We start from the raw sequence: 13,055 nt of genomic DNA, 5'->3' as shown, positions 1-13,055 counted from the left end.
TCAGATTGCGCCGGGCGGCGTTATTTCAACTTATATATACAGCAGGTAACAGCTTATGTTTAAAGGTGGTATGGGCAATATCATGAAGCAGGCGCAAGCCATGCAGGAAAAAATGCAGAAAATGCAGGCCGAAATTGCCTCGATGGAAGTCACCGGTGAAGCCGGTGCCGGTTTAGTGAAAGTGACAATGCTGGGCAATCACAATGTGCGCCGCGTCAGCATTGATGACAGCCTGATGCAGGACGACAAAGACATGCTGGAAGACTTAATTGCCGCGGCCATTAATGACGCTGTGCGACGGGTAGATGAAACCAGCAAAGAGAAAATGGCGGCGGTAACCGGCGGCCTGCAGTTACCTCCTGGTATGAAAATGCCCTTCTGATGAGCAAGCTGACACCGCTGTTACAGCAGTTAATTGATGCACTGCGCATTTTACCCGGTGTTGGGCCTAAATCGGCCCAGCGCATGGCGTTTGCGCTGCTGGAACGTAATCGTGACGGTGGCTTGCAGTTGGGCGCGGCCCTAAATGCTGCGATGAGCAGGGTTGGTCATTGTCAGCAGTGTCGTACCTTTTGTGAGACGGACCTGTGTGCTATTTGTAGCGATCCGGCGCGCGCCCTTGACGGCATTTTGTGCGTAGTAGGCTCAGCCGCAGATCAGCTGGCAATAGAACAAACCGGCCAGTTTAGTGGTCGCTATTTTGTGCTGCAAGGCTATTTATCGCCACTCGATGGTATAGGACCACAGGATCTGGGGTTAGATACCCTGGCCCAGCTGCTAGCCGATGGTAGTATCAATGAGCTTATTCTGGCTACCAACCCCACGGTTGAGGGCGATGCCACGGCATTCTATATTGCTGAGCTGTGTCATAAGTATCAGGTAAAAGTGTCACGTATAGCACAGGGCATACCGGTGGGCGGCGAGCTGGAATTTATTGATGGCACCACCTTGTCACATGCTTTTAGTGGCCGCAAAGCGTTTTAACTGTTATACCCCTGCTTGAAATCCGGTTAATCCTCCCCATATTAGTTGTCATCTAAGGCTGCATAGGCAGCCTGATTTGTAACTATCAACCTTTGATGTGTGAGGATAACCACAATGAGTGATACCACAGCCACTTCCAGCGGCCAGAAGCAAACCCATGGCTTTCAGGCAGAAGTAAAACAGCTGCTGCAGCTGATGATCCATTCACTGTACTCCAATAAAGAAATTTTCCTGCGCGAGCTGGTATCTAACGCCTCTGATGCGGCCGATAAACTGCGTTTTCTGGCGTTATCTGATGGCAGCTTATATGGCGATGATGGCGAGCTGCGGGTACGCATTAGTCTGGATGATAAAGCCCGTACCCTGACCGTTAGCGACAACGGTATCGGTATGACGCAAGATGAAGTGATAAGCCATCTTGGCACCATTGCAAAATCGGGCACCAAAGAATTTTTCTCGCAGCTATCCGGTGATCAAACGAAAGACTCCAAATTAATCGGCCAGTTTGGCGTGGGTTTTTACTCTGCTTTTATTGTCGCCGACAAAGTGACAGTGCGTACCCGTAAAGCCGGCGCTGCTGCCAATGAGGCCATTGAGTGGGAATCGGCGGGTGAGGGCGATTACAGTATTACGCCAATCAGCAAAGACAGCCGTGGTACCGACATTATTCTGCACCTGCGCGAGGGCGAAGATGAGTTTTTAAGCCGTTGGAAAGTAGAAAGTATTGTTACTAAATACTCAGATCACATCAGTATTCCGGTAGAGCTATGGCAGGAAGAGCAAGCTGAGCGTGACGGCGCTGATGGCGAAAAAATCGCTGCAGTGCCGGGTCACTGGCAGGCGGTAAATAAAGCCACTGCGCTGTGGACCCGCGATAAGTCAGACATTACTGATGAAGAATATCAGGAGTTCTATAAGCATATCTCCCACGACTGGAGCGAGCCGCTAAGCTGGAGCCATAACAAGGTTGAAGGCAACAACAACTACACCAGTTTATTGTACGTGCCGAAAAAGGCACCGTTTGACTTATGGAACCGCGATGCGCAGCATGGCCTGAAACTGTATGTTCAGCGCGTATTTATTATGGATGACGCCGAGCAGTTTATGCCCAGTTACCTGCGCTTTATCAAAGGCGTGCTGGACTCAAGCGATTTACCACTAAACGTGTCACGCGAAATTCTGCAAGACACCAAAGTAACCCAGGCACTGCGCAAAGGCTGTAGCAGCCGCGCGCTGAAGATGCTGGAGAAACTGAGTAAAGATGCCGAGCAGTATCAGGCATTCTGGACGGAGTTTGGTCAGGTACTGAAAGAAGGCCCGGCAGAAGATTTCGCCAACAAAGAGCAAATTGCTGGCCTGCTGCGTTTTGCTTCAACCCATAATGACGACAGTACGCAAAATGTGGCGCTGGCCGATTATGTCAGCCGAATGAAAGAAGGGCAGGACGAAATTTATTACATTGTGGCCGACAGCTATGCCGCGGCTAAACACAGCCCGCATTTAGAGGTGCTGCGCAAGAAAGGTCTGGAAGTCTTGTTATTGTCTGACCGCATCGATGAGTGGCTGGTACAGCATTTAACCGAGTTTGACGGTAAAAAGCTGCGCTCTGTCGCCAAAGGCGGCTTGGATCTGTCTAAGCTGGATGACGACGAAACGAAAAAAGCCCAGCAGGAAACCGAGAAAGCCTTTGCTGATGTGATAGCGCGCTTTAAAACTGTGTTAGGTGAGCAGGTAAAAGACGTAAAAGTGAGCCACCGTTTAACTGACAGCCCGGCCTGTGTGGTGACTGATGAGTTTGATATGAGTACACAGATGATCAAACTGATGGAGTCGGTGGGGCAGAAGGTGCCGGATGTGAAGCCGATATTTGAGCTTAACCCTGAACACCAGCTAGTCAAGCGTGTTGCTGACGAGCAGGACGAAGAACGCTTTAAGCAGTGGGCAGAAGTACTGCTGGATCAAGCTTTACTGGCTGAACGTGGTAATTTAAAAGACCCGGCCAGCTTTGTCAGCCGGTTAAACAGTCTGTTGTTGTCACTGGCGAAGTAATACCCTCCCTGCCATTCAGGCCATGGCTGATTAAATGTCTTAAGCCATGGCCTGTTTGCTACAACTTTAGTCGATATCCACGGCTGTTACCGGTTAGAAAAACTGTTGTTTTCTCAAGTTTGGTGCACAAAAACAGCAGCAGGCCCGGCTTTACACAACGGTACGACTAAAGGCCAGTGAAATAGCCGGACCAGTTGGCATAGCCAGACAAATTTCTTGTTTCAGGCAGCACATTATGTAAAGATCCAGCCTTTATTATTAATGGATCAATCCCAAAACATGAGGGTGTTGCTATGCGCATAATTTTGTTGGGTGCCCCGGGTGCCGGTAAAGGAACCCAGGCTCAGTTTCTGATGAGTAAATATGGCATTCCACAAATTTCTACTGGTGACATGCTGCGCGCTGCGATTAAAGCCGGTACCGAGCTTGGCTTAGCAGCAAAGCAGGTAATGGATGCCGGGCAGTTGGTGTCAGACGATATTATTATTGGTCTGGTAAAAGAGCGTATCGCTGAACCTGATTGCGCCAAAGGCTTTTTGCTCGACGGCTTTCCGCGTACTATCCCGCAAGCTGATGCAATGAAAGACAAAGGCATTAGCATTGATCATGTGATTGAATTTGACGTGCCAGACGATGTTATCGTTGAACGTATGGCAGGCCGTCGTGTGCACCCAGCCTCAGGCCGTGTTTACCACATCAGCTACAACCCGCCAAAAGTTGACGGTAAAGATGATGTTAGCGGCGAAGACTTAGTGATCCGGCCAGATGACGTAGAAGAAACCGTGCGTAAACGCCTGGCCATTTATCATGAACAAACCAAGCCACTGGTAGGCTATTACCGAGCCGAGGCCGACGCCGGTCGCACACAGTATCACCATATTGATGGTACTAAGGCAGTAGAGGCCGTTACCAGCGAATTGGTTAAGCTATTAGGCTAATTAAGTGATTAAGAGCAAAAAGCCCTGATTAATCAGGGCTTTTTTGTATCTGATGTTGAGGGTGTCAAGCCACTTTTTCGCTGTTTAACAGCTGAGTTGACGCCGGTGACTGACTATTACCAATACTGATTTTGCGTGGTTTTAACGCTTCTGGCACTTCACGCACCAGCTCAATATGTAACAGGCCATTGGCCATATGAGCGCCGGTTACTTTGATGTAATCAGACAGCTGGAATTTGCGTTCAAAGTTACGCTCGGCAATGCCCTGATGCACAAAGCGGCGGCCTTCATCTTTGCCGGCTTTCTGGCCTTTTACCAACAGCGTATTATGTTCGGTTTCAATGCTCAGTTCCTGCTCGTCAAAGCCGGCTACTGCCATCGTAATGCGGTACTGATCTTCACCGGTTACTTCAATATTATATGGCGGATAAGCCGGCTGCTTTTCGTTGCGGGCTGCGGCATCCATTAAATTCGCCAGATGATCAAAGCCAATAAATGAGCGGTAAAATGGTGTTAAGTCGATATTTGTCATAACCAATTCCTCTTTAGCAAACAGGTGTTGTGTTGCCCTTCATTTGAACGGGCGTTAACGCTGACAGCGCAGCAGCTGTCGTTTTCAGGTGCCGTATCCGGCCACCTACACTGTTTATAAGGTCGGTTAATAAAGTTTCAAGTTGCGGCAGATAAAAATATTCTCTGCCGCGTCGCTCTCAGCCGTTTAGCGCTGCGGCAGTATTTGCTGTAACGCTGTCAGCGCGGCATCGTAGTCAGGTTCTTTGGCCAGCTCATCCACCAGCTGTATGTAAGCCAGAGTGCCACTGCTGTCAATAATCAGCACGGCTCGCGCAAGCAGGCCCATGTCTTTAATTAACAGGCCATAGTTACTGCCAAAATCACGCCATACTGCATCAGACAGCACCGGCATGCTATCAATTTGCTCCTGCTGACAGTACCGCTTCTGGGCGAAGGGTAGGTCGGTACTAATGGTTAATAACACCACATTCTCCGCCAGATTAGCCACTTCGCTGTTAAAGCGCTTGGTTTGTAATGAACAAATGCCAGTATCTATGCTGGGTACCACACTGATCATTACCGTTTTACCGCTGTAGTCTGCCAGGCTAACAGTTTTAAAATTAGCATCGACCACTTTAAAAGTCGGTGCCACTTCACCGGTACTGACTGGTGTGCCCAGCAGAACTATAGGTTGATTGCCTGCTTTGACTTTACTTAAACGCTCTGGCAATATAGCCTGTAAATCGACTGCGAATGCATTCAGACTAAACGCGGCCAGGGCTGCAGTAAGCAGCGAATGACGGCAAAAACGAAAAATGGCTGACATGATACAGCTCCTGTTAAGATAAAATATATTAAAACTAATTAGCTGGAACAGCACATATTTTTAGTAGTTTATGCGCGAACCAATGATTTCAGTCTAGACTGAAATGAAGCCAGTGCTGAGTGAGACGCCGATGACCATAGCGGTACTAATTTGTGATGATTCTAACCTGGCGCGTAAACAGCTAGCCAGGATTCTACCACAGGAGTGGCAGGCCAACCTGTTTTTTGCCGGGCATGGCGCTGAGGCTCTTGATACCCTGCTTAAGCAAGATATTGACTGGCTGTTTTTAGATTTAAATATGCCGGTGATGGATGGCTATCAGGTACTGGCGGAGCTGAAACAACGCCAGTTGCAGCTCAATGTTGTGGTGGTGTCCGGCGATGTACAGCCAGAAGCGATTGAACGGGTAAAAGGCCTGGGCGCGCTCGACTTTATCCGTAAGCCGGTCGATGCAGCCAAACTGCAACAGCTGATGCAGTTACATGCCGTTAATACCAAGGCTGCCATCAGCGTTATGCCAACCAAAGTGCCGGTTGTGTCTGCCGAGCTCAGCGCAGAGATGCGCGATGTGCTGCAGGAACTGACCAATGTCGCTATGGGCCAGGCAGGTGATTTGCTGGCGCGTTTGCTGAACGTATTCGTTAAACTGCCAATTCCAAATGTAAACTTAATTGAAGTCAGTGAGCTACACATGGCGCTGGCGTCAGTAGAACATGAGGCTACCACCTCAGCGGTTTGCCAGGGTTTTATTGGTGGCGGTGTGTCGGGCGAGGCGTTGTTAATCCTGACCGACTCCAGCTTTAAAGATATTGCCCGTTTAATGAATTATCAGGGTGAGCTGACGGTGAAAGTAGAGCTGGAGCTGCTGATGGACATTGCCAATATTCTGATTGGCGCTGTGCTCAAAGGATTGGCTGAGCAAATTGATATGAGTTTCAGTCAGGGCCATCCGGTAGTACTGGGGCAACATGCACCGGTTAGTGAGCTGATTAAAGCCAATGCCAAACGCTGGAAAAAAACACTGGCAATAGAGCTAAGTTACGGCATTGAAAATTACAATATCAGCTGCGATTTACTGTTGTTATTTACCGAAGACAGCCTGAAAACCCTGAACTATAAAGTCGCATTTTTGCTGGAGGGCTGACAATGTCACACGCACAGGTCGAAGTCTCTGAAGTACATTGGCTGATGGATATGTTTCAGACAGTCGATGTCGGCCTGGTGGTATTAAATTGTGATTACCGGATCCAGGTCTGGAATGGGTTTATGGAGAATCACAGTGGCTTAACACCTCGGCAGGTCAGAGATCGCTATTTATTTGATTTGTTCTCTGAAATAGACGAAGACTGGTTAAGGCGAAAATGTGATCCGGTGATACTGCTGAAAAACCGCGCTTTTACTATCTGGGAGCAGCGACCGTATATTTTTAAGTTTCGTAACTACCGGCCTATTACCGGCAGTGCTGAGTACATGTACCAAAACAGCACTATTTTTCCGCTGACGGACACCCGCGGCCAGGTGACACACCTGTGCTTTATTATTTATGACGTCACTGATGTTGCGGTAAGTCGTATTGAACTTGAGTCAATGAATGGCCGGCTGAAACAGCTGACTAAAACCGACTTTCTAACCCAGCTGTTTAACCGTGGGTACTGGGAAGAGAATCTGATACAAGAGTTTAAGCGCTTACAGCGATATCAGCACAAAAGCACTTTGCTGATGTGTGATATTGACCATTTTAAACGTGTTAACGATACCTATGGCCATGCTGCCGGTGATGTGGTGATCCAGGCAATTGCCGATGCCGTGCGGAACAACCTGCGCAGTACCGACATTGCCGGGCGCTATGGCGGCGAGGAGTATGCTGTGCTGTTGGTTGATACCACGCTTCAGCAAGCTACAGTACTGGCCGAGCGGTTACGGCAATCGGTAGAAGCGCTGTGTATTGCCTATAATGGTCAGCAACTTAAAGTCACACTCAGTTTAGGCCTGGCAGAGTATCACACTGAGATGACCGAACACCGGCAATGGATAGAAGCGGCAGACAAAGGCTTGTACCAGTCAAAAGCCAATGGCCGTAATCAGGTTACCTGCTTTTCGCCAGAATAACCCGCTTATAACTCGCCTTGCTCCGGGCAGCTGGCGAGTAATTCTGTACTGCCATCGTCGTTTTGTTGTTCCAGGTATACCGTAAAGCCCCACAGCCGGTGTAAGTGCTTCAGAACCTGCAGTTTAGACTCGGCCAAGGGGATACGGTTTTGCGGAATATAGCGCAGTGTCAGCGAACGATCGCCGTTAAAATCAACGTTGTACACTTGAATATTCGGTTCTATCTGGCTGAGGTTATACTGCTGTGACAACATAGTGCGGATTTTCTGATAGCCTTCGGCATTGTGAATGGCCGCGACCTCCAGGCTGCTGTCCTCATCGTCGTCAATAATGGCAAACAAGTGAAAATCGCGGATCACCTTAGGTGACAGATACTGGCTAATAAAACTCTCATCTTTAAAATTCTGCATAGCAAAGTGCAGTGTCTCCAGCCAGTCGCTGCCGGCCATCTGGCCAAACCACTCTTTATCTTCTGCTGTTGGATGCTCGCAGATGCGGCGGATATCACTAAACATGGCAAAACCCAACGCATAAGGGTTAATGCCAGAATAGTATTTGCTGTTGTATTCAGGCTGCGCGACCACATTAGTATGGCTGTGTAATACCTCCAGCATAAAGCGGTCACTGACCATGCCCTCGTCATACAGGTGCTGTAAAATGGTGTAGTGCCAAAAGGTGGCCCAACCTTCATTCATCACCTGGGTTTGTTTTTGCGGGTAAAAATATTGCGATATTTTACGTACTATGCGCACGATCTCGCGCTGCCAGGGTTTTAGTAGCGGGGCATTTTTTTCAATAAAATACAGAATATTTTCCTGCGGCTCGCTTGGGTAACGAGCGATCTGTTCTTCCGCGCTGACCGCTTTGCTGGGGATGGTACGCCACAAATCATTGACCTGTGATTGCAGATAGTTTTCCCGCTCTTGCTGGCGTCGCTGTTCTTCATCTAACGATATCTTCTGTGGCCTTTTATAGCGGTCTACGCCGTAGTTCATTAACGCATGGCAGGAGTCGAGCATGTCTTCTACTTCGCCGATGCCGTATTTTTCTTCACATTGGCTGATATAGTTTTTCGCAAATACCAGATAATCAATAATAGAACCGGCGTCGGTCCAGGTTTTAAACAAGTAATTGTTTTTAAAAAAAGAGTTATGGCCATAACAGGCATGTGCCATCACCAGCGCCTGCATGGTAATGGTATTTTCTTCCATTAAATAGGCAATACAAGGGTTGGAATTGATCACGATCTCGTAAGCCAGCCCCATATAGCCACGTTTATAGTTTTGCTCGGTTTGAATAAACTTTTTGCCATAGGACCAGTGGTGATAACCCAGCGGCATACCGACACTGGAATAGGCATCCATCATTTGTTCAGCGGTAATGACTTCAATCTGGTTTGGGTAGGTATCCAGCTTGTAATGCGCTGCCACCCGGGCGATTTCCTGGTGGTAGGCATCGAGCAAAGCGAAAGTCCAGTCCGGCCCATCCGGCAAACAGTGGCTCGTTTTCGTTTTTGCTTTGGCCATAAAAAACCTCACTGCAAAGTTGTGAACGCGTCGTCAGGAGTCAGCTCAGGCGGCCTGTTTTTTAAACAGCTCGCGAAATACCGGATAAATATCACTGACATGCTGAATATGTTGTATGGCGAAATTATCAAACACAGGCAGTAATTTTTCGTACTCCTGCCACAGGCTCTGATGGGCTCTGGGCGTAATTTCAATATAGGCATAGTAACGCAGCAGTGGCAGTAGCTTGTTGGCCAACAGTTCTGCACAGGGCGCGCTGTCATCCGTCCAGTTATCGCCATCAGACGCCTGTGCCGCGTAAATATTCCACTGCGCCGGATCGTAGCGCTGTTGCACTATGTCATACATCAGCTTAATGGCGCTGGAAACAATAGTGCCGCCCGTTTCCTGTGAATAGAAAAATTCCTGCTCATCTACCTCTTTGGCCTGGGTATGATGACGGATATACACCACTTCGACATTTTTGTAGCTGCGGCTTAAAAATAAATACAGCAGGATATAAAAGCGCTTGGCCATATCTTTGGTGGCCTGATCCATAGAGCCGGAGACATCCATCAGGCAAAACATCACCGCCTTGCTGGTAGGCTCGGGCCGCTTCTGAAAATTGCGAAAGCGTAAATCAAAGCTATCAATAAAGGGCACAGCTGCAATGCGTTGTTTTAGCTCGGCAATCTCATCCTGCAACTTCAGCAGCTGTTGCTGATCCGGTACCGGCTCATGTTCCAGTGCGGCCAGCTGCTGTTCCAGTTCGCGCAAGCGGGCTTTTTTATCGGCGGTCATCGCCACACGCCTTGCCAGGGAACCGCGTAACGAGCGCACTATATCAATATTGCTTGGCACACCTTCCGAGCGGTAACCGGCGCGAACATTTTTATACTGTACCAGTTTATCCAGCTGGTTTTTGCGCAGGTTTGGCAGTTCCAGATCTTCAAATAATAAATCCAGATACTCATCTTTTGAGATGGAAAACACAAAGTCATCTGTGCCTTCACCGTCATTGCTGGCATCGCCCTGGCCGCTGCCACCGCCAGCACCGCCCTGTGGCCTTTTAATGCGGTCGCCGGGGCTAAACTGATCATTACCCGGGTGCACTATCTGCCGTCGGCCCCCTTTGCCCTGATGAAAAAACGGCTCGGTAATGTCTTTACTGGGAATAGTCACGCTTTCGCCACTGCTGATATCAGTGACGCTACGTTTGCTGATGGCATCGGACACGGCTTTCTTAATTTGTTGCTTGTAACGGCGAATAAAGCGCTGGCGGTTCACCGCGCTTTTATTCTTACCGTTTAATCGTCTGTCGATAAAATGCGCCATACTACCTCCGGCCAGCTAGGGTTACTGCGATTTACGCACACGTAAATACCATTCAGACAGCAACCTGACTTGCTTACGGGTATAGCCTTTTTCCATCATCCGATTTACAAAATCATCGTGTTTTTTCTGATCGTCGGTCGAGGTTTTTGCATTAAACGAAATCACCGGCAGCAACTCCTCGGTACTGGAGAACATCTTTTTCTCAATCACAGTGCGCAGCTTTTCATAGCTGGTCCAGGTCGGGTTTTTGCCATTGTTTTTCGCTTTCGCCCTTAGTACAAAGTTGACGATCTCATTGCGGAAGTCTTTCGGGTTGCTGATGCCGGCGGGCTTTTCTATTTTCTCCAGCTCGGCGTTTAACGCTGACCGGTCAAACAGCTGGCCGGTTTCCGGATCGCGGTATTCCTGATCCTGGATCCAGAAGTCCGCATAAATCACGTAGCGATCAAAAATATTCTGGCCGTATTCAGAGTAGGACTCTAAATAAGCGGTTTGAATTTCTTTACCAATAAACTCAATATATTTCGGGATCAAATAGCCTTTTAAGTGCTCCAGATAACGTTCGGCGACATCGGCAGGGAATTGTTCGCGCTCAATTTGTTGTTCCAGCACGTAAAACAGATGCACCGGATTGGCGGCGACTTCAGTACTGTCAAAGTTAAACACCCGTGATAAAATTTTAAAGGCAAAGCGGGTCGATAGCCCTGTCATGCCCTCATCGACACCGGCATAGTCGCGGTATTCCTGATACGACTTAGCTTTGGGATCGGTATCTTTTAAGCTTTCGCCATCATAAACCCGCATTTTGGAATACAAGCTGGAATTGTCCGGGTTTTTCAGCCGGGATAACACAGCAAACTGGGCCAGTGAAATTAAGGTGCCCGGTGCACAAGGGGCCGAATTCAGTTCACTGTGCTCCAGCAGTTTCTGGTAAATACGCATCTCCTCACTAACACGCAGGCAATAAGGCACTTTTACAATGTATACCCGGTCAAGAAAGGCCTCGTTATTCTTGTTGTTGCGAAAGGTTTGCCATTCAGATTCATTGCTGTGCGCCAGAATAATGCCATCAAAAGGCAGGGCGGCTAAGCCCTCAGTGCCGTTGTAATTGCCTTCTTGTGTCGCGGTTAACAGCGGATGCAGCACCTTAATCGGCGCTTTAAACATCTCAACAAATTCCATTAAACCCTGGTTAGCACGACATAGTGCGCCGGAGTAGCTGTAGGCATCCGGATCGTTCTGGGCAAAATGTTCCAGCTTACGAATGTCGACTTTGCCCACTAACGAGGCGATATCCTGGTTGTTTTCATCACCCGGTTCAGTCTTGGCAATCGCCAGCTGATCCAAAATAGACGGGTATTTTTTCACCACCTTAAACTGGCTGATATCGCCGTTGTACTCGTGCAAACGTTTACTGGCCCAGGGCGACATAATATTGCGCAGGTAACGTTTGGGGATGCCATATTCGTCCTGCAAAATATTGCCGTCTTCGCTGACGTCGAACAGGCACAGCGGATGGTCATATACCGGTGAGCCTTTTAAGTAATAAATCGGAATTTGCTGCATTAAATGCTTCAGTTTCTCTGCCAGTGACGACTTACCGCCGCCGACCGGGCCGAGTAAATACAAGATTTGTTTGCGCTCTTCCAGCCCCTGCGCAGAGTGTTTCAGGTAAGACACTATTTGCTCTATCGCTTCTTCCATGCCGTAAAATTCGGAAAAGGCCGGATAACGGGCGATCACGCGGTTGGAAAACAACCGGCTTAGTTTGGGATCCTGGGCGGTATCAATCAGTTCCGGCTGGCCGATAGCCAACAACAGCCGCTCTGCCGCGCTGGCATAGCAGCTTTTGTCCTGCTTACACAGGGCAAGGAATTCCTGAATGCTATATTCTTCTTCTTTTGCCGCCTCATAACGCGATTTGTAGTGCTCGAAAATACCCATATGCACCTCCAGCTTTTAAACATCGGAAAAGGGTTGCAGCCAAGCTGTTACGTTAAGGTTAGACAGTAAAGCGCATTCGCGCCTGACTAATTGACAGAAAAATCTACAATTTTCTTTAAGCTATACGCAGGATAAGCAAAACGGTTTTGTTGCTGATTAGCGATGAAATGTAAACTAAGGCGGACAAAAAACCCGGCTAAAGCCGGGTTGGTATCTCACTGCAGCGATTAGCCGGCGAAGTTTTTGCTGGCAAATTCCCAGTTCACTAATGCCCAGAAGGCATCGAGGTAAGTTGGGCGGGCATTGCGGTAGTCAATATAGTACGCATGTTCCCACAGATCCACTGTCATCACTGGCGTCAGGCTGGTATCAGTTAACGGCGTGCCGGCATTGCTGGTGTTAACGATGTCCAGGCTGCCATCGGCTTTTTTCACTAACCAGGTCCAGCTTGAACCAAAGTTATTTACTGCCTTGTCATTAAAGGCGGTTTTGAAAGCGGCGAAAGAGCCCCATTTTGCATTGATAGCGTCAGCTAAGGCACCTGTTGGCTCGCCACCACCATTGGGTGATAAGCAGTGCCAGTAGAAGGTATGGTTCCATACCTGGGCGGCGTTATTGAAGATGCCGCCTTCTGAGGTACGTACGATGTCTTCCAGCGATTTACCGGCGAAAGGCGTGCCTTCAATCAGGCCGTTTAACTTAACAACATAGGTGTTGTGGTGCTTACCGTAATGATATTCCAGCGTTTCGGCGGAAATGTGTGGCGCTAACGCGTCTTTTGCATAAGGTAATGCGGGTAATTCAAAGGCCATAGTCGTTCTCCGTTGGCGTTGTTTATGATGTCTGCATGGC

At 48.6% G+C, this 13,055-nt stretch carries 12 protein-coding genes; 6 read left to right on the top strand and 6 right to left on the bottom strand.

The window, feature by feature from the left end; translation table 11 throughout:
• The first annotated feature begins 55 nt into the window (after positions 1-55).
• The 4 genes from EYB30_RS10080 to adk all read left to right on the top strand — a co-directional run bounded on the left by EYB30_RS10080 (position 56) and on the right by adk (position 3,971).
• Positions 56-382 carry a YbaB/EbfC family nucleoid-associated protein gene (locus EYB30_RS10080; RefSeq protein WP_166838794.1) on the top strand — a complete coding sequence of 109 codons (327 nt, stop codon included), beginning with the start codon at positions 56-58 and terminating at the stop codon, positions 380-382.
• Positions 382-984, top strand: a complete 603-nt coding sequence (recR, locus tag EYB30_RS10075) for a recombination mediator RecR (RefSeq protein WP_166838793.1) — start codon at positions 382-384, stop codon at positions 982-984. Before EYB30_RS10080 ends, recR begins: the two co-directional genes overlap by 1 nt.
• 114 nt (positions 985-1,098) lie before the next feature.
• Positions 1,099-3,033, top strand: a complete 1,935-nt coding sequence (gene htpG / locus EYB30_RS10070) for a molecular chaperone HtpG (RefSeq protein WP_166838792.1) — start codon at positions 1,099-1,101, stop codon at positions 3,031-3,033.
• Between the two features lie 293 nt (positions 3,034-3,326).
• Positions 3,327-3,971 carry an adenylate kinase gene (adk, locus tag EYB30_RS10065; protein ID WP_166838791.1) on the top strand — a complete coding sequence of 215 codons (645 nt, stop codon included), beginning with the start codon at positions 3,327-3,329 and terminating at the stop codon, positions 3,969-3,971.
• Positions 3,972-4,035: 64 nt separating this feature from the next.
• On the opposite strand, the gene EYB30_RS10060 is transcribed toward adk, so the two are convergent.
• Positions 4,036-4,503, bottom strand: a complete 468-nt coding sequence (locus EYB30_RS10060; RefSeq protein WP_166838790.1) for an Hsp20 family protein — start codon at positions 4,501-4,503, stop codon at positions 4,036-4,038.
• 186 nt (positions 4,504-4,689) lie between these two features.
• Positions 4,690-5,310 (bottom strand): thiol peroxidase, encoded by a 621-nt coding sequence (gene tpx, locus EYB30_RS10055; protein ID WP_166838789.1) that lies wholly within the window; start codon positions 5,308-5,310, stop codon positions 4,690-4,692.
• A gap of 130 nt (positions 5,311-5,440) precedes the next feature.
• Between tpx and EYB30_RS10050 the strand changes: the two genes are divergently transcribed.
• Both EYB30_RS10050 and EYB30_RS10045 read left to right on the top strand, forming a co-directional pair.
• On the top strand, positions 5,441-6,454 hold the full coding sequence (locus tag EYB30_RS10050; protein WP_166839328.1) for a response regulator: 1,014 nt from the start codon (positions 5,441-5,443) through the stop codon (positions 6,452-6,454).
• 2 nt (positions 6,455-6,456) lie between these two features.
• Positions 6,457-7,419 carry a sensor domain-containing diguanylate cyclase gene (locus EYB30_RS10045; protein ID WP_166838788.1) on the top strand — a complete coding sequence of 321 codons (963 nt, stop codon included), beginning with the start codon at positions 6,457-6,459 and terminating at the stop codon, positions 7,417-7,419.
• A gap of 5 nt (positions 7,420-7,424) precedes the next feature.
• Here the strand turns inward: EYB30_RS10045 and EYB30_RS10040 are convergent, their stop codons facing one another.
• From EYB30_RS10040 to sodB, 4 genes are all read right to left on the bottom strand, one after another.
• Positions 7,425-8,945: a SpoVR family protein gene (locus EYB30_RS10040; RefSeq protein ID WP_166838787.1), complete on the bottom strand. Its 1,521-nt coding sequence runs from the start codon at positions 8,943-8,945 to the stop codon at positions 7,425-7,427.
• A gap of 45 nt (positions 8,946-8,990) precedes the next feature.
• Entirely contained in the window at positions 8,991-10,259 is a 1,269-nt protein-coding gene (locus tag EYB30_RS10035) for a YeaH/YhbH family protein (protein ID WP_166838786.1), read from the bottom strand.
• A 21-nt stretch (positions 10,260-10,280) separates the two neighbouring features.
• Positions 10,281-12,203, bottom strand: coding sequence for a PrkA family serine protein kinase (locus EYB30_RS10030; protein WP_166838785.1), 1,923 nt, complete (start codon positions 12,201-12,203; stop codon positions 10,281-10,283).
• Positions 12,204-12,430: 227 nt separating this feature from the next.
• A complete protein-coding gene (sodB, locus tag EYB30_RS10025; protein ID WP_166838784.1) occupies positions 12,431-13,015 on the bottom strand; it encodes a superoxide dismutase [Fe] in 585 nt (194 codons plus the stop codon).
• Positions 13,016-13,055 lie beyond the last annotated feature (40 nt).

Origin of the sequence: Rheinheimera pleomorphica (assembly GCF_011634895.1) — a bacterium.
Lineage (GTDB): Bacteria > Pseudomonadota > Gammaproteobacteria > Enterobacterales > Alteromonadaceae > Alishewanella > Alishewanella pleomorphica.
Note: the sequence above shows the minus strand (reverse complement) of the source record. Positions and strands in the feature narration are given on the sequence as shown.